The sequence below is a fragment of the Streptomyces hyaluromycini genome, assembly GCF_002217755.1.
Classification (GTDB): Bacteria; Actinomycetota; Actinomycetes; order Streptomycetales; family Streptomycetaceae; genus Streptomyces; species Streptomyces hyaluromycini.
Map to the genome: position 1 here is coordinate 1028394 of NZ_BCFL01000018.1, position 18309 is coordinate 1046702.

Below are 18309 nucleotides of genomic sequence, written 5' to 3' on the forward strand. Positions count from 1 at the left end.
CTTCCGTCATTGAGTACGGACATAGTACTGGTCTCCGGAGTTGATGCCGTTATCTCGAAGGAACGGCCACAGCGAGTCCCGCCCATGGGACACGTTCTCATTCCGCGGTATGAGACGAAGCGTAGCGCCAGAGCCACCCTCGACAGTCGATGCGAATGGAAACTCTTCCCATGACATACCGCCCATCAAAGTTCCTGGACGGGGCTGGCCGGCCTGGGCCGCGTTCCTGTTCGCGCGAATCGCAGCTCGTCCTGTCAATCGCGTAACAATAGGACTCTCGCCATTGGCAAGAGCATTATTGAAATTGTCCGCAACGCCAGGGTAAGCCGACGAGTCGATCTCGTGAACCGGCAAGGAAGTTGCCGTTCCAGAAGAATCTACTGAGAATACGCGGCAAGCCTCACCTGTATTGTGGACCAAGATCGGCGTGCCGCCCGCCACAACATAGTACGTGTGGAGGTCGTCGACGGTGAGGTTGTACATGTCGCGGTCGCCAGGGAGTCTGGTGATGTCGGCGACGTATACGTGGTAGCCGATGGCGGTGCTGAGGGCATGGCCTGTGCGGAGTTGGCCGGCAGGGACCCAGGTGTGGAGGGTGTCGTCCCAGAAGGGGTGCTTGGCGTTGGTGTGGAGGATCTCCGTGCTTCCGTCGGTGCGCTTGATGCGGAGGTCGACGAGGTCGTAGTCGTGGTTGATGAGTGTGGCGGCGACCTTTCGGCCGCCCTTGCGTTTGCCGTTTGCCGGGTCGGCGGCCTCGACCTTGTCTCCGGTCTTGATGTCACCGATGGGTTTGGTTTTGCCGTCGGCCATCAGCACCGGGGTGGAGGGGGTGAAGCTGCAGCCACGCGGGATGCGGATTCTGGTTGCGGCGACTTCGCCCTCGACCTCAGCGCCTGCGCCTCGTGTTCCGACGAGCATCGCAAGGTCGAAAATCAGCTTTCCGGTGCCTTGGGCGCTTCTGCCATGCGCGTAGTCATCCGCTATTTCCGCGCCGCGCGACGTCGCCGCCGCTGCGGCGGCTTGGGCCGGGCTGACGCTGTACACCAGCTGGGTGAGCATCGCCATGCAGTCGTCGCCGGACGTGATGCATCGTTTGTCGGTCTGGAGTTGCTGGATCGGGGTGGTGACGAGCGCGATGCCTGTGGTTTTTACCTCGTGATAGATGGTCTTGCCGACGTCTCCGAGCCAGCCGGAGAGGCCACCGCCGCCTCCGTGGCCGCTGCCGCTGGTGTTGTCGTCTCCGCCCCCACCGCCGCCACCGCCGCCTGCGTATTCGGGGCAGTTGGGGTTCTGCAGGCTCGGACACATGTTGCCTGAACCGCTGTTGCCCGAGATCGGGCCGCCCGCGATGTCGCCAGGGACAAAAAGTCCTGTGGGATCGCTCTTGGTGACGGGGTTGTTGTTGGCGTAGGCGTAGCCGTTCATCTGGAGGGGATCGGCGATGTCCAGGACGGGGTCTGCGCTGATGAAGTGGCCGGTGTCGGGGTCGTATTCGCGGGCGCCGAGGTGGGTGAGGCCGGTGGTGGTGTCGTCGGTGCCGCCGAGGTAGCTGCGGTGGGACTGCCAGCGGCCGTCTACGGTGCCGCGGGGAACGCCGAAGGGGTCCGTCTTCTGGCGTTGGATGGCCTGTCCGGTGGTGAGGCCGATGGCGGCGATGGCGGTGCCCTGCTGGTCGGCGGCGAGCGCGGTCAGGGTGCTGCTCGTCCCGCCCTCGGTGTGGCGCATCACGGTGGGGGCGCCGGCCTGACTGTAGTAGCGCTGGCAGTAGGCGACGTCGCCGTTGGCGTCGGTGGACAGTTCGGTGTCGGGCAGGTAGAGGGTGTGGGCGCTGGCTGTGGCGGCGATGATGCGGTTGCCACTGGCGTCGTAGAGGTAGCTGGTCTGGTCGGAGAATGCCCATTGCTGGGCGGTGTTGCCGTTGCAGGCGGTGATCTGCAGGTCGGTGCCGTCGGCGCTGTTGGCGCCCGGAATGTCAAGGCACTTGCTGGAGCCGCTGTACTTGAGGGTGCCCGCCGTGACGGTCCACTTCTGGTCGGCCTTGCCGGTGCAGGGAGCCAGGGTGACCGGGGTGCTGTCGGTGGTGGCGCCACCGGTGGGCATGACGCACTTGCCGAGTACCGTCAAGGCGCCGGTCTGCGTGTCCAGACGGAAGTTCTGGGCCTTGGTGCCGTTGCAGGTGTAGATCTGCAACGGAGTCTTGTCGGCGGTACTCGCGCTCTGTAGGTCCAGGCATTTGCCGTCGAGGCCGATGAGCTGGCCGCTGCCGGCCTTGCCGAAGCCGGAGACGGTCTTGACCTTGCCGTCCCAGGTCCAGTCCAGGGCCTGGGTGTCGCCGCCGTAGGTGCGGGTCTCCGTGTTGCCGGTCTTGTCGTAGGACAGGGCGGCGGCTGTGTCGATGGTTGCGGTGTCGGTGGTGATGCCGGTCAGGGTGTGCGGCTGGCCACCCGTGTCGTTGCCGTACGCGTAGTCGGTGGTGGTGTCGTCGGTGGCATCGACCTGGCCACCGGTCACGGTGACGGACGGGTCGTGTTCCGTCAGGCGCTTGCGGTTGCCCAGCGTGTCATAGGTGTACGTCTGCCAGTAGCCGTCATTGGCACTGGTGACGTTGGTCGCTGTCACCTTGCCGGTCGTGTCCGTGTAGACCGGGGCGGCGATCGTCTGTCCTGACGCGGTGCAGCCCTCGTTGGGTGAGGTCCATGCCTCGTGGAGCTGGCCGAGTGCGTCGTAGGTGAAGCACTGCCGGTCGGTGGAACCCGCGCCGTCGGTGTCTTTGAGCTGGGTGACGTTGCCAGCGTTGTCGTAGGTGTAGTAGCGGTCGTTGACGCGGTTGGGGGCAGCGGTTTCCCGGTCGGTGACGGTTCGGTCGAGCTGGCCAGTGTTCTCGTCGAACAGGTTCGTGGTCCATACCCGGTTGGGCATCTCGCCGGTGACCGTGCGCAGGACCTCGCCGTAGGGGCTGTAGGTGGTTTCGGCGGTGTACCAGTCCAGGCCGGAGGTGGAGGTCGGCAGGCCGTCGGCGTTGTAGCGGGTGATCACCTTTTCCTGGGACAGACCGCCGACGGCCGGGGTCGTGACCGACTGCTGCAGTCCGGTCTTGGTGTAGGTGTAGGAGTAGGAGTAGGTGGCGTCCAGGCCCGTGGTTGCGGTGGTGGTGAGGCTGAAGGGGATGGTGATGTTCTTCCCCGTGGGCCGGTACTCCGCGTCGTAGCCGGTGACCGTGGTGGTGATCGGGACGCCGTCGTTGTAGCGGGTCGCCGAGACCTGCTGTCCCTTCGCGCCCGGGATGGTGTCGTAGGTGAACTTTGTCAGGATTTCGCCCTGGTCATCATCCAGGCGCTGTTCTGTGGTGCGGCCGAGCGCGTCGTAGCCGGTCCACACGGTGATGCCACGATCGTCGGTGGTGGTGAGCTTGTGGTCCAGGTCGTCGTAGGTCGTGGTGGTGGTACCGGTGTCCGGGTCCACTGCCCGGATCTGGCGGCCGCGGGCGTCGTAGGTCCAGGACCAGGAGTTGCCCTCGGTGTCGGTTGCCGAGACCCGATCGCCCCGCGGGTCGTAGCCGTACGTGGTGGACGTGTGCGCGGCATGCAACGCGTCGGTGAACTCGTCGATGCGTACGGTGCGCTGGAGCACGTCGGTGAAGCTGCGGGTCGCCGGAGAACCCACCGGGGGGACAACGGTGGTGACGTCCTTGTCGTAGGCATAGGTGGTGCGTTTGACGGTCTTCGGGGTCCCGGCCTCATAGGGAGTGACGGTCACAGGCCGGCTCTGCCCGTCGTAGGTGGTGACCGTGGCGCTGGGAACGTCGAAGTCCGATTCCAGCTCGAACAGCGTCGTGGACGGTGCGCCGGCGGCGTAGTAGCCGTTGTTGGTGCGGCGGACGGTACCGGCCGCGTTGTAGAGGGTGTCCGTGACGATACGCCCGCCGCCTACGGCGTCGGTCTGCGACTGACGCGGCCGTCCGAGGCCGTCGTAGAGGGTCACCGCGTGCGCGTAGGTGCCGTCGTCCCGGAGCGTGGACGTGGAGACAGCGACCGGCTTGCCGACAGTGATGTCGTAGGAGAACGTCTTGGAGGGGTCGTCCGTGGCCGGGTTCTGCGAGGCCGTCCACACCGCCGTGGTCCGGCCCAGAGCGTCGTAGGCCTGGGTGACCACATGCTTGTTGGTGTCCTCCGACTTCACTGGGCTGCCACGGCCCGGTTCGACCGTGATGGTGGAGGTGAAACCGAGGGTGTTGTTGGTGGCGGTAGTCGAGAACACCTGTCCCGACGAGGGGTTGTAGTCCGTCGTGCCGATGTGGCCCGCAGCGTCCTCGACCGTCTTGACACGTCCGTAGTCGTCATAGGTGGTCTTGCTCGCACGGATCCAGCCCGTGCCCAGGCCGTCCTGGCCCCAGACGCTGGTGGCCTCGCCCTTCGTCGGCGCGGTGCCGTAGGACTGGCTGTCGTAGGCGGTGCGGGAGGCGGAGATGACGTCGTCACCAGTTGCGGTGGCGGCCTGGGCGCAGGTACCTGCGGTGGTCTTGGTCTGCTCGGTCAGCCCGATCAGCCAGGCGCTGGTGTTGTGCAAGTAGGAGGTCTGAGTGCAAGTGGTTGTTTGGTCGCCGGTCTTGCCGGTGTCTGCGCGGGTTTCCACCTGGTACGGCAGCCCGTAGGTGTCGTCGTACAGGGTGGTGGTCTTCACCGTTCGCGAAGTGCGGTTGTCGTCGGGGTTGGTGCCGCTGGCAGGGGTGACCTTGATGCTCTGGTCGACCTGAGTGCGGTACGCCTTCAGGTCGGGCACGTCGGTGCGAGGGCGGGTGGCCAGCAGGTGCGCCGAGGGAGAGGAGACGGTGCGGGAGGCGACGCTGCCTCCGGTGCCGTCGTCGTTGGCCTGGGTGTAGGTGAGCGACTCCGCCGTCATGCCCTGGAAGGCGGGCTTGTCCGGGGCGATGGTGGCGCCGGTGGAGTCCTTGACCGTCACCGAGCGGGTGCCACCGCCGGGCAGCGGGTCCCCGTCCATACCGCGGAAGTACCGGGTCACGCTCTTGCCCCGCACGATCCCGGTCGCGGCGTCGTTCTTCCCGGTCAGGACCGTGACCTGCTCGTAGCCGCGCCACTGGTCGTAGGTGCGGGTGGTCTTCTTGCTGAACTCGGTCTGGTTCTTCGCCCAGGCGGCCCCGTCAGTGGGGTACTGGTATTCGGTGACCAGGTCGGGGACGCCGTCGACGCGGGGTTTCTGGGTGATGGAGGTGACGACGTACTTGTTGAACCAGTCGATCGTCTCCTGGTCGGGGTCCGGGCTCCAGTACACCGGGTAGCAGCGGGTCCCGTTCTCCTCCGGTTTCGGGTGGGCGGAGGTGGCCATGGCGGGGCACGGGTCCGAGTAGTCGACGTCGATCTCACCGCCGTACTCGGTGACCACCCGGCGGATCCGCAGCCGGTCGAACGCCGGCCGCGGATCGGATGCCCCCGTGATGACTCGGTTGGGCATGGCCTGGTTGTTGTGGGAGAACTCGACCGCGTTCAGCTTCTGCGCGGTCCCGTCCACCGCGTAGCCGGTGCGCTGGATCGACTCCAGCCACAGTGGCGGGGCGGTGTCGGTCAGTGTGCGGGGGAAGGTCTGGGTCAGCAGGTACTTGTCGACCTTCGAGAGTGTCGTGGAGCTCTGGGTGCGCTGCGCGTAGGTGGTCACCGACGACAGTCGCTCGCGGGACCAGAACGTCGGCGCGCCCACGGAGCAGCGCTTGCCTGCGGCGCCGGAGCAGTACAGGTTGGCCGGGGTGTCGTACCACAGCCGGTATTGGCCGTAGTCCTGTGAGGTGAACGCGTCGTTGGTGCAGGTCAGGCCGGTCTCGGCCTCGTCGAAGCAACGCTCGTCGACGGTGAACTCCACCCGGGCGATCGGGTCGGCGGTGAACAGGGTGTTCGATCGCTGGCCGTAGTCGATGCGCTTCAGGTAGCCGCCGCGGTCGTAGGAGACCGGCGTGGTGTACTTCTCGTTCTCGCCGTAGTAGTTGGACTCCTTGTCCCACCACAGCGACATGGCGTTGCCGTGGACGTCCACGACGTAGTCCAGGTTCCACCGCCAGCCTTGGGCGCAGAACGAGGACGCGAAGTCACTGTCGTGGCAGGGCTCGCCGGACTGGTTGCCGGCCACCGGAACGGTCAGCACCGAGTCGGTGGTCTCATCGCTGCTGCTCCAGCCGGGCAGCTTGTTGAGGCCGAAGTAGTATTGGGTGCCGTCCCGGGTGGTGACTCGCCAGTACTCCCCGTCCTTGTCCCCGTTGTCCTTGCTGGTGTCCTTGATCCGCTCGACTCTGGAGCCGTCACCGTTGGCCGTCACCCAGTCGCAGCTCGGGGCGTCCAGGTTTCCGTCCGGGCAGGTGCTGGCATCCACCACCAACTCGGTCGTGGAACCGCCGAGGGAAAGAACGGCGTTGTACGAGCCCCAGCACAGGTCCGACGTCTTGTGGGAGGCGTTGTTCGCATCGCCGTCGGTGTCGTCACGACAAGTGCGGTAAGTGCGTTCGATCGAACCGGGCTGGTAGTCCCAGCCGTCCCCGATCCATGAGGCCTGGTTGTTCGTGGCCGAGGTCCGCCCGTCGACGACCTGCGAGTTGTAGCCGAAGGCAATGTCCGGTGCGGGACCGGCCGGGACCGGCGGCACCGCCACCGGCTGCGACCAGGTGAATGCCCCCGCGGAGCCTCCCGCACTCCACGTGCCCGACGCCGCAAGCGGCGTGGCCGTGTAGTCGCCCTTCGCACCCGAGCCGGAGTCTGTCGCCGCCAGCACCACCGACCCGCTCCCCGAGGTGCCCGCCTGCGGCAGCAGCGCCTTCAGCGCCCCGCTCTTCGACGCGTCTCGGTGGTAGACGGCCGACTCACTCGTCGAGCTGTTGTCACCGGACAGCGAGGCCTGGTCGGCCGTGGCCGAGGCGGCGGCAACGTCGACGGTGGCCTTGATCTGGCCGGTGTTGTCGTCGTTGTCGGTGGCCAGCGGGGTGGCCTGGTTGCACGCCTCGTCCAAGGGCGTGGTCAAAAAGCACTCCGGATACGTGACGAACTGCATCCGGTCGGCCCAGTCCGCGCTGTACAGCTGCTCGAAGTCGGAGTAGTCCAGTGCCACTTCCACCGACGCCGTCGCGGCTGTGGCCGGGGGAGTCACCGTCAGCAGTGTTCCGTTCACTTCTGCCGCGGACGTCTGCGCGGGGTCGGCCACCTCCACCTGCCAGGTGCCGTCCAGCGCAGAGGCTTCCTCAGGCGTGGCATCGACTGGAGCGCCCAGCAGGACCGGCAGCGGACCCGCCTGCCGCAGATCCCCTGCCACAGGATCTGTCAGGTTCACCGCCGCAGGGCCACTGACCGGAGGGGTCGTGTGGGCCGGCTCGTAGTCCACCGGCGGCACCGTGGCCTCACCGGTCAGATCGTCCAGTACGCCGGTGTCGGCGTCGGCCGCGGTGCTCTCAGCGGGCAGGTCGATCAGATCCACCCCGGCACGGTTGCCGCCAGGTGACGGGAGTGCGGCCGCCTGGGTAGGCAGCAACCCCACCAGTAACGCCCCTGCGAGCACCGCCCCGGCGCCCCGGCCGCGCCTGGCGTACCCGCCGGCGCGCCGCGCCGGCACCAGGCAGCAAACCGCGGCCGGACCACGACAGCGAACCAAACACCGAACAGCCCCCCAAGGCGGCCGGCAGGAAGCACGCGAAAGAAGGCCGCGCACCCCACCCCGAAGACGACACGAAATACCGACGGATCCTCTGCCGGAAAACACCACCCGTCAAACAAAAAACAAACAGATGTGACACCCGTCACACTCAAATGTGACGCAATTCAGACTTGCCGACCTTCGAGGTGTTTCGACAATGTGAATCCCTTAATACACATCACGCCCACACACTTGTGAATCCGGTGATCCACGACAATCGAGTTCGGCCCGGGCGGCCCGACCCGCATAGATGCTCGACCATGACGGCACATGCAGGGGCCATGAGATTGCCGGGCCACACGAAGCATCCACACGGCCTCCATGAGGCCCAGCACCCATCTCGTTTACGTCCTCGACGGCAGTTGAGTTCAAATCCGTGCTGGCTTACGGCACATCGATGGGGCATGATCTGCTCGCGCATTCCTGTCCGCCAGGAGAATTTGGCAGCACCGAATGGAATGCAAAGGTGAACCGAGGGTTAATTCTGGCCCAATGAGAGGCGACACGGTCTCTGTGTTCCGGACATCGGTGACCAGCCGATGACTCCCGGTCCGGGGCCGGTTTTCCGGGGAGGGAAGACGTTTTCGTGGACAGACAATGGCTCCGCCTGCCCCGGCGCAGACGGCGGGCCGCCGTGCTGGTGGCCGCCGCCGTGGCCGCCGGACTCGGCCTGACACAACTGCCAGTCCTGCACCACGCCGACGCCCCCGGACTGGTGACACCCCGGCCGACGCCGCGCAACTGCTCGACGAGACCACCGCCGTCGGCAAGGCCCGCGCCACGGGCCGGCCGGTGGAGGTCACCGCATTGCGGGACGCGAGCAGCACCACCTACGCACGCCCCGACGGGAGTTTCGAACTCGAGACCCGCGCCGTGCCGTTCCGCGCCATGGTCGACGGAGTGTGGCGGACGATCGACACCGACCTGCATCGCACCAAGGACGGCGACTGGGCCCCCACCGCCGTCAACAACCCCGTCGTCTTCTCCCCGGGCAGCCGCGGCGAGCGCGCAACCCGCTCCGAGAACCGGACCAGCATCCGGCCGGCCGCCCTCACCACGGCCCAGGACGCGACGTCAACGGATCTGGTCACCCTCACCACCGGCGGCCACCAGCTCACCCTGACCTGGCCGGGCACCCTGCCCGCCCCGGTCATCGACGGCGACCGCGCTCTCTACCAGGACGTCCTGCCAGGCGTCGACCTGCTGCTGACCGCCCGCGACTCCGGCTTCTCCCACGTACTGATCGTCAAGAACGCCGAAGCCGCCGCCGACCCCGAACTCGCCGCCCTCTCCTACGGCCTGACCTCACCCGACCTGACCTTCACCCTCGACCCCGTCACCCACGTCATCCACGCCGAGGACGCGGACGGCACCGAGGTCGCCGTCTCCCCCACCCCCTACATGTGGGACTCCGCCGGCAAACCCGCCGTCACCCAGGGCGACGACCCCCAACCACCCCGGCCCACCGAGACCCCCACCCCCGAGGCCGGCCCCGACGTGGACCCCTCGGAAGAACCCGAGGACATCGGCGGCACCCCCGACCAGCCCGACTGGAACAACGACACCGCCGCACCACAGGACGACGAGCCCAGCCCGGCCGCCTACAAGACCGGCATCACCGCACCTCTCGCACGGCCGGCGGCCTTCACCTCGACGGGCGACGACACCACGTCTGTGCTCGCCCTCGACGGCCTGGCCGGTCCCCAGCCCGGCACCCACGACGCGCTCGCCGCCGTCACCCTCACCGACGACGGCGCCCTCACCATCAAACCGGACACCAAGCTGCTGACCGCCGACTCCACCGTCTACCCGGTCTTCATCGACCCCTCGTTCAGCGGCCACACCAACAACTGGACCACCGCCTACCAGCCCCACCCCGGCTCCAGTTTCTGGAACGGCACCAACTTCAACGACGGCACCGACACCGCCCGCGTCGGCTACGAGTCCACCACTGCGGGCCTGTCCCGCTCCTTCTTCCAGCTCTCCCTCTCCAGCGCGCTCAAAGGCGCCCATGTCTCCTCCGCGTACTTCTACGGCCTGGAGACCTACTCCTGGTCCTGCTCCCCCCGCAGCGTCCAGCTGTGGCACACCAGCAGCATCAGCTCCGCCACCACCTGGAACAACCAGCCCTCCTGGATCGGCCAGATCGACGCCCAGACCGTCGCCAACGGCTACAACAGCGGCTGCGCCGACGACTGGGTGAAGTTCACCGCCACCTCTCTCGGCCAGGACGCCGCCGACAACGGCTGGGGCTACGTCACCCTGGGCCTCCAGGCAGCCGACGAGAGCCACCCCGACCCGTGGAAGAAGTTCGAGGCCAGCAGCAGCAACTCCCCCTACCTGAAAATCACTTACAACCGGAAGCCCAAGGAACCCACCCACCTGACCATGAGCCCCGGTCCCGACTGCGACACCAGCGGCGAGTCCTCGGTGGGCAAGTCGGACCTGACCTTCGCCGCCACCGCCACCGACCCCGACGGGGACCTGAAGTACCTCGACTTCGAAGTCTGGCAGGACGGCAGCAGCAGCAAGATCCTCGACGGCAACCAGACCGTCGATGCGAACGGGCACGCCAGTGTCTCCGTCACGTCAGGCAAGTTCGCCAACGGCAAGACCTACTGGTGGCGGGTGCGCGCCATCGACTCCACCGGCGCCGCCTCCACCTACGCCCCGGACGGCAGCGACAACTGCGGATTCGTCTACGACACCACCAAGCCCAATTCCCCCAAGATCACCTCCACCCAGTTCCCCGAGGACGACGGCACCGGCGCCCTCTGGAGCACCGTCACATACGGCACCGCAGGCAACTTCACCCTCAGCGCCGACGGAACCACCGACACCACCAGGTACGAGTTCTCCTTCGACTCCACCAGCTACGGCGGCACCAGCAGCCCTGCTACCGCCGGCGGCAGCGTCACTGTGTCCCTCAAACCCCACCACGCCGGCCCCAATGTGTTCTACGCACGCGCCGTCGACTCAGCCGGCAACCCGTCAGCACCGACCAAGTACCTCTTCTACGTCACGCCCCGCGACGACGCCGACGGCCCCGGCGACCTGACCGGCGACGCCTGGCCCGACGTCATCGTCGTCGACCAGTACAAGGACCTGCGGGTCTACCCCGCAAGCAGCGTGGGTGACATCTACTCCTACAACCGCGCCGCCTACGACCAGGACGGCCTCATCGAGACCAACTCCGACTACCCCGACGACTACTGGACCGGCGCCCTGCTCACCCACAACGGTGACTTCCTGCCCGGCGACGGCCTCCAGGACATGGTGGCGCGCATGCCCGACGGCAAGCTCTACGTCTACCCCGGTGACGGCTACGGCAGCTTCGACGTCACCCAACGCACCCAGATCCTGCTCCCCGCAGGAGCACCCGATCCTGCCACCCTCAACCAGATCCTCGCCGCCGGCGACATCGACGGCGACGGCCGCCCCGACCTGCTCGCCACTGAGGGCAACCACTTCTGGGCCTTCCTCGGCTACACCGGAGGCGCCTTCAGCAGTGCCGTCCTGGAAAACGGCGGCACCGTCTGGCCCGACCGCGACCTGGTATCCGTCGGCGACCACAACGGCGACGGCGCCGTCGACCTCGTCTTCCGCACCCTGTCCACCGGACAACTGTCCCTGCGCTACGGCAAACCCAAGAGCGGAGGCGGCACCACGATCGAATCCCTCGCCACCGCCGGCAACTCCCTCAACGGCAAGGACGCCACCTACTCCGCCTCCGGCTGGACCACCGCCAACGTCCGACTCCTGCTCGGCACACCCGACGCCAACCACGACGGCATCCCCGACATGTGGGCCGTCATGAACGACGGCTCCGTACGGATGTACAGCGGCGGCACCTCCACCGTCGGCTCCTACACCACCGTCGTCAGCAGCGGCTGGACCGGCAAACTCACCATCGGCTGACCAAACACGACGCCGGAAACAACAGCGCCCCGCCGAAGACACCCGGCGGGGCGACGCCGAGCGCCGTTGTGCCCGCCGGGACGGGGTCACCCGTTCACGCCCCCGAGCACCCGCCATTCGTGTGTTCTTCATACCGGTGCCTGTGCAACCCCCTTGACCTGCTCGAATTGCTTCTCAACGGGCCTCGCGGTCGCCCGCCGTGACACCCGTTCATCCCAAAACTGACGGTGCCTCAGGGAGCGGGGCCGGGCGGATGCCTTTTACCTCGGTAGAGCAAGGGAGTGGACGACCTCGACCGAGGGAGCACCATGCGACGCACCGCCCGTCTGCTGACCGGGACCGCGCTGGCCGTGGCCACGGCCGGACTCGCCGGCGCGCCGGCGTACGGCGGCGGCACCGGCAGCCTCGACGTGTACCCGTCGACCGCGACGGCAGGCGGCCAGGTCACCGTGAACACGGCGGTGTGCGGCGAGAAGGGAACGGCGGTCGGCGACGCCAGTTCGGTCGGTGCCGGCCCGTTCACCCTTGCGCCCAGTACGCACGAGGGCGAGGCGATCGGGCAGTTCCAGGTGCCGCCGAGCGCGCAACCGGGGACGTACGAGATCGTCGCGAAGTGCGCCGAGGGGAACCGGCAGGTGACCGGGGACCTGGTGGTGGCACTGACGCCGGCCGCGGGGCAGGTACAGCCCCACGGCAGTGTGAAGACGGGGGTCGGTGGTGCCTTCGGCTCCGACCCCGTGCAGACCGCGGCAGGCGTGACGGCTCTGGCCGTCGCCACCGCGGGCGGTACCTGGCTCCTGCATCGCCGGGCGAGAGGCGATGTGATCTGACGGACACCCTCCGCTGTCCGTCCGCCGGTACCGCACATCCCACCCCCTCCGGGTCCGACGCCCCTCGCGGCCCGGAGGGGGTAGGGGGTCACGTTCGCTAGAGGCTCTCACCATCTCTAGCGCCCCACCCCCTCGCTAGAAGCTCTAACCTCTGGGAGAGGGGTTCACATGCGCAAGATCGGGGACACCGCGATAGCCGCCGTAACCGTCATAGCCCTCGGCTCCGGCGTATGGCTGCTCGGCCCCGGCATCGGAGCGCACACCGCGCCGCCCCAGCCGTCCGCCGCCGAGAGCCGCCCCGACCCCGGCGAGGAACGCCTCGAAGCCCCCGCGCTGCCCCCTTCCCCGCCCACCCGCATCCGCATCCCCGCCATCCACGTGAACGCCCCCCTCATGGGCCTGGCCCTCACCCCCGCAGGCAGCCTCGACGTCCCGCCCGCCGCGAAGAAGAACCTCGCCGGCTGGTACGAGGCCGGCACCACCCCGGGCGAGACCGGCACCGCGATCGTCGCCGGACACGTCGACAACACCGAGGGCCCCGCCGTCTTCTACGACCTCGGCGCCCTCAAACGCGGCGCGACCATCGAGGTGGACCGGCAGGACAGGGGCGTCGCCGTGTTCAGCGTCGACGCCGTGGAGGTCTACCAGGCCCGCGACTTCCCCGACGAGAAGGTGTACGGAGCCGCGAAACGCCCCGAGCTCCGCGTCATCACCTGCGGCGGCGGCTACTCGCGCACGACCGGCTACCAGGGGAACGTCGTCGTCTTCGCCCACCTGACCGGAAGCCGCTGACCACAAGCCGCTCACCGCAAGCCCATCCCCCGCGTTTCCCCCGCCTCACAGACCCCGTCGTCCCTCCCCAGGGACCCCTCACACCCACCCCCCACCCCCGAAGAGGGCAGCGTTCCTCGTGGGAAACAGCGGTGATGCGGCCGGGTAACGTCGGCGCCGCACGCTCCTGGACATGACCTCGAATACGCGTGTGGTGGTGATCGGCGCCGGCCGCGCGGGCGCCCGTCCCGGCCGACGGCCCGTCGGCCCGGTGACCACGTCGGCACGCTCGTGACGCGCGAGACGCCCGGGGCACCCGTCGGCGACGACGAGCACCGCGCGTACGGCCGGGTGCCGCTCACCGAGGTGCCGCCCGTCGAAGTGCGGCTCGCCGAAGTGCGGCTCGCCGAAGTGCCGACCGGCCACCACCCCGCCGCCGAGGTGACCGCCCGCCCCACGCACTCGGGCCGCGCGGACGGCAGCACGGACGGCAGCACGGCGATCGCATACGACACGCCGGACCACGTGCCCGCCGGGTGCGGCCGCCCGCTGCTCCCCCCTTCGCTCCGCCCGCTGCTCCCCCCTTCGCCCCACCCCCTGCCCCACCCCCCGCTCCACCTGCTCACCCACGACGGAGGCTCCTGATGACCACCACCCCCGGGGCCACCCCCACGATCGTGCTCGTCGGTCACGGCATGGTCGGACAGCGCTTCCTTGAGGCGCTCGCCGAGCGCGGCCTGACCGCCACGCACCGCGTGGTCGTGCTGTGCGAGGAGCCGCGCCCCGCGTACGACCGCGTCGCCCTCACCTCGTACTTCTCGGGCCGGACCCCGGCCGAACTCTCCATGACCGACCCCGAGTTCATCGCCGCGCACGGCATCGAGCTGTACGTCGGCGACCCGGCGGAGACGGTCGACCGCGCGGCGAGGACGGTAACGGCCCGGTCCGGCAAGGTGTTCGGGTACGACACGCTCGTACTCGCCACCGGCTCCTACCCGTTCGTGCCTCCGGTCCCCCACAAGGACGCGACCGGCTGCTTCGTCTACCGCACGATCGAGGACCTGCTCGCGATCGAGGAGTACGCGAGGTCGAGGGCGACCGTGGGCGCGGTGGTCGGCGGCGGACTGCTCGGGCTGGAGGCGGCCGGTGCGCTGAAGGGGCTCGGACTCATTTCCCACATCGTGGAGTTCGCGCCCCGGCTGATGCCGGTGCAGGTGGACGAGGGCGGCGGTGCGGCCCTGCTGCGCACCATCGAGGAGATGGGCCTGACGGTCCACACGGGCGTCGGCACGCAGGAGATCGTGGTCGACTCCGCGGGTGCCGTGACGGGCATGAAGCTGTCCGACGGTTCCGAACTCGCCACCGACATGGTGGTGTTCAGCGCCGGTGTACGGCCGCGGGACCAGCTCGCCCGCGACTGCGGCCTGACGGTCGGCGAGCGCGGTGGCATCACGGTCGACGAGCAGTGCCGTACCGTCTCCGACCCGCACGTGTTCGCGATCGGCGAGTGCGCGCTGGCGGCGGACGGCCGGGTGTACGGCCTGGTGGCGCCGGGCTATGAGCAGGCCGAGACGGCCGCGGCGACGATCGCCTCCGACGAGGCCGCCTTCACCGGCGCGGACCTGTCCACCAAGCTGAAGCTGCTCGGCGTGGACGTGGCCTCGTTCGGGGACGCGCACGGCACCGCCGGGGACTGCCTGGACGTCGTCTACTCCGACGCCCGTTCGGGCCTGTACAAGAAGCTGGTCATCGGCCGGGACGGCACCCTGCTCGGCGGCATCCTGGTCGGCGACGCGGACGCGTACGGCACGCTGAAGGCCTTCACCGGTTCGGTCCCGCCGGTCGCCCCCGAGTCGCTGGTGCTGCCGGCCGGCGCGAGCGGCGGCGCCCAGCTCGGCCCGTCCGCGCTCCCGGACGAGGCGGTCATCTGCTCCTGCCACAACGTCAGCAAGGGCACGATCCGCGGCGCGGTGACCGAGCACTCCTGCACCACCGTGCCGGAGGTGAAGAAGTGCACCAAGGCCGGTACCGGCTGCGGCAGTTGCGTCAAGGTGCTCGGCCAGCTGGTCACGGCGGAGCTGGAGGCGTCCGGCGTCGAGGTCGACAAGGGCCTGTGCGGCTGCTTCGCGCAGACCCGTGAGGAGCTGTACGAGATCGTCCTGGCGCTGCGCGTCAACACCTACCGGGACCTGCTCGACCGCTACGGCCGAAAGGACGCCCGGGGCGGCGACGGCTGCGAGGTCTGCAAGCCGGCGGTGGCGTCGATCATCGCCTCCCTCGCCCCGACGATCGGCGCGAGCGGTTACGTCCTGGACGGCGAACAGGCGGCGCTCCAGGACAGCAACGACCACTTCCTCGCCAACCTCCAGAAGAACGGCTCGTATTCGGTCGTCCCGCGCATCCCCGGCGGTGAGATCACCCCCGAGGGACTGATCGTGATCGGCGAGATCGCCCGTGACTTCGGCCTCTACACGAAGATCACGGGTGGTCAGCGGATCGACATGTTCGGCGCCCGCGTCGAGCAACTTCCGCTGATCTGGATGCGGTTGGTGGACGCTGGCTTCGAGTCCGGGCACGCGTACGGAAAGGCCCTGCGGACCGTCAAGTCCTGTGTGGGCTCGACCTGGTGCCGGTACGGCGTCCAGGACTCGGTCCGGATGGCGATCGACCTGGAGCTGCGCTACCGGGGGCTCAGGTCGCCGCACAAGCTCAAGTCGGCGGTCTCCGGCTGCGCCCGCGAGTGCGCCGAGGCCCAGTCGAAGGACTTCGGCGTGATCGCCACCTCCAACGGCTGGAACCTGTACGTCGGCGGCAACGGCGGCGCCACCCCGCGCCACGCGGACCTGCTCGCCCAGGACCTCACCGACGCCGGGCTGATCCGCCTGATCGACCGCTTCCTGATGTTCTACATCCGTACGGCGGACCGCCTGGAGCGCACCTCGACCTGGCTGGAGCGGATCCCGGGCGGCCTCGACCACGTCCGTGACGTCGTCGTCGAGGACTCCCTCGGCATCTGCGAGGAGCTGGAGTCCCTGATGGCGGCGCATGTGGCGAACTACGCCGACGAATGGGCGTCGACCATCAACGACCCGGAGAAGCTCGCCCGGTTCGTGTCCTTCGTCAACGCGCCCGACACCCCCGACCCGGTCGTCGGCTTCGTGCCCGAGCGCGACCAGATGAAGCCCGACCTGCCGCTGCTGTCCATCGGCATGCGCCGCCCCGCGGAAGACCCGGCAGACGTTCTGGAAGGAAGCGCCCAGCGATGACCCTGGCACCCGAGACCACCGACCTGAAGGTCCAACTCCAGCTGGCCGACAGCTGGTTCACGGTCTGCGACCTGAGCCGGCTGACCCCCGGCCGGGGCGTGGCCGCGCTCCTGCCGGACGGCCGCCAGGTGGCCGTCTTCCGCGATCGCACGGACCGCCTGTTCGCCATCGACAACCGCGACCCCTTCGGCGGCGCGGCGGTCCTCTCCCGCGGCCTGACCGGCACCCACCGGGGCCGCCCGTTCGTCGCCTCCCCGCTGCTGAAGCAGCGCTTCGACCTGGAGACCGGCGAGTGCCTGGACGACGAGACGGTACGGGTGACCGTGTACGAGGTGCGGACGGCATGAGCCTGCTTGACTGAACGTTCCAGAAAAACCTAGGCTCTGCCGCATGGCCAGGACCAAGGAGTTCGACCCGGACGCCGCGCTGCTGGCAGCCATGGAGCTGTTCTGGCGGCGCGGCTACGAGGCGACCTCCATGGCCGACCTGGTCGAGCACCTGGGCATCGGCCGGGCCAGCCTCTACGCGACCTTCGGCAGCAAGCACGACCTGTACCTGAAGGCGCTCGACCGCTACCAGCAGGACCGCCTCCCGCCCCTCCTCCGGGCCCTGTCCCGGCCGGGCCCGGTCCTGCCGGCCGTACGCGCGCTGGTACGGCAGTACGCCGACGAGTCCGCTGCCGACGACCTGCGCCTGCGCGGCTGCCTGGTCACGAACACGGCGGCGGAACTGGCCCCGCACGACCCGGCGGCGGCCCGCAGCGTCGAGCGGAACTGGGACCGCGTCGAGACGGTCCTGCACACCGCCCTCGTCCGGGCCCGGGCCCAGGGCGAACTGCCCGCCGACCGCGACCCCCTGGCCCTCGCCCGCACCCTGCTGGTCCTGCTCCAGGGCCTGCGGCTGGTGGGCAAGGCGTCGACGGACCCGGCCCGGGTCCGGGACGCGGCGGAGCAGGCACTGCGACTGCTGGACTGACGGACGCTCCCTGCCACGGGGAGCGTCCTTGTCATGCCTTGATACTGAACCGATCGTTCAAGAAAACGTTCAAGAAAAGGGGAGATCGCTCATGACTGCCACTGGGGAACGTTTCCCGGGTCGTACGGCGCTGGTCACCGGCGCCGGCAGCGGGATCGGCCGGGCCGTCGCCCTGGCGTTCGCGGCGGAGGGCGCGCGGGTGGTCGTGGCGGGCCGTCGCGAGGCGCCGCTGAAGGAAACGGTCGCGCTGATCGAGGAGCGGGGCGGCCAGGCGCTGGCGGTGACGGCCGACGTGTCGCGGCCGGGGGACGCGGAGGCGCTGGTGGCGGCCGCCGTGCAGCACTTCGGCTCGCTGGACGTGGCGGTGAACAACGCGGGGATCTTCCGGGGCGGCGCGCCGCTGGCCGACCTCCCGGAGGCCGACTGGCACGAGCAGCTGGCGGTCAACGTCACCGGCGTGCACCTGGCTCTGCAGGCGGAGATCCGCCGGATGCGCACCCAGCCGACGGGCGGCGCGATCGTCACCGTCTCCTCCACCTTCGGCATCCACACCACCTCCCCCGGCGCCGCCGCCTACTCGGCGACGAAGGCCGCGGTGACGGCACTGAGCCGGGGCGCGGCGCTGGACCACATCCGGGACGGCGTCCGCATCAACGTCGTCAGCCCCGGGGCGACGGCCACACCGATGTCGCTGCGCGCGGGCGAGACGGAACAGGACCGCGACGAGCGGGTACGGACCGCCCTCCCCCTCGCCCGTGTCTCGTCGACGGAGGAGGTCGCGGCAGCGGTGCTGTACCTGGCGTCCGACGCCGCGGCGTCCGTGGTGGGAACGGACCTGGTGGTGGACAGCGGCGGCTCGCTCTAGC

At 68.9% G+C, this 18309-nt stretch carries 9 protein-coding genes; 8 read left to right on the forward strand and 1 reads right to left on the reverse strand.

Going from position 1 to position 18309, the window contains the following annotated elements:
* Window positions 1–6: 6 nt before the first annotated feature.
* Window positions 7–7467 (reverse strand): ricin-type beta-trefoil lectin domain protein, encoded by a 7461-nt coding sequence (locus tag SSP29_RS60915; protein WP_089101568.1) that lies wholly within the window; start codon window positions 7465–7467, stop codon window positions 7–9.
* 1008 nt (window positions 7468–8475) lie between these two features.
* Between SSP29_RS60915 and SSP29_RS17615 the strand changes: the two genes are divergently transcribed.
* The 8 genes from SSP29_RS17615 to SSP29_RS17650 all read left to right on the forward strand — a co-directional run bounded on the left by SSP29_RS17615 (window position 8476) and on the right by SSP29_RS17650 (window position 18308).
* The gene (locus SSP29_RS17615; protein WP_145968910.1) at window positions 8476–11601 is read left to right on the forward strand and encodes an FG-GAP-like repeat-containing protein; all 3126 of its coding nucleotides are present in this window, start codon (window positions 8476–8478) and stop codon (window positions 11599–11601) included.
* Between the two features lie 308 nt (window positions 11602–11909).
* Entirely contained in the window at window positions 11910–12431 is a 522-nt protein-coding gene (locus tag SSP29_RS17620) for a GVDTG sorting domain-containing protein (protein WP_089101672.1), read from the forward strand.
* Between the two features lie 168 nt (window positions 12432–12599).
* Window positions 12600–13223, forward strand: coding sequence for a class F sortase (locus tag SSP29_RS17625; protein WP_089101570.1), 624 nt, complete (start codon window positions 12600–12602; stop codon window positions 13221–13223).
* A gap of 270 nt (window positions 13224–13493) precedes the next feature.
* Window positions 13494–13847: a hypothetical protein gene (locus SSP29_RS17630; RefSeq protein WP_089101571.1), complete on the forward strand. Its 354-nt coding sequence runs from the start codon at window positions 13494–13496 to the stop codon at window positions 13845–13847.
* Entirely contained in the window at window positions 13847–16468 is a 2622-nt protein-coding gene (gene nirB / locus SSP29_RS17635) for a nitrite reductase large subunit NirB (protein ID WP_089101572.1), read from the forward strand. The genes SSP29_RS17630 and nirB overlap by 1 nt, the downstream gene beginning before the upstream one ends.
* Window positions 16465–16815 (forward strand): nitrite reductase small subunit NirD, encoded by a 351-nt coding sequence (gene nirD / locus SSP29_RS17640; protein WP_089101573.1) that lies wholly within the window; start codon window positions 16465–16467, stop codon window positions 16813–16815. Before nirB ends, nirD begins: the two co-directional genes overlap by 4 nt.
* A 43-nt stretch (window positions 16816–16858) precedes the next feature.
* Window positions 16859–17443 (forward strand): TetR/AcrR family transcriptional regulator, encoded by a 585-nt coding sequence (locus tag SSP29_RS17645; RefSeq protein ID WP_089101574.1) that lies wholly within the window; start codon window positions 16859–16861, stop codon window positions 17441–17443.
* A 91-nt stretch (window positions 17444–17534) separates the two neighbouring features.
* Window positions 17535–18308 (forward strand): SDR family NAD(P)-dependent oxidoreductase, encoded by a 774-nt coding sequence (locus SSP29_RS17650; RefSeq protein WP_089101575.1) that lies wholly within the window; start codon window positions 17535–17537, stop codon window positions 18306–18308.
* Window position 18309: the final 1 nt, after the last annotated feature.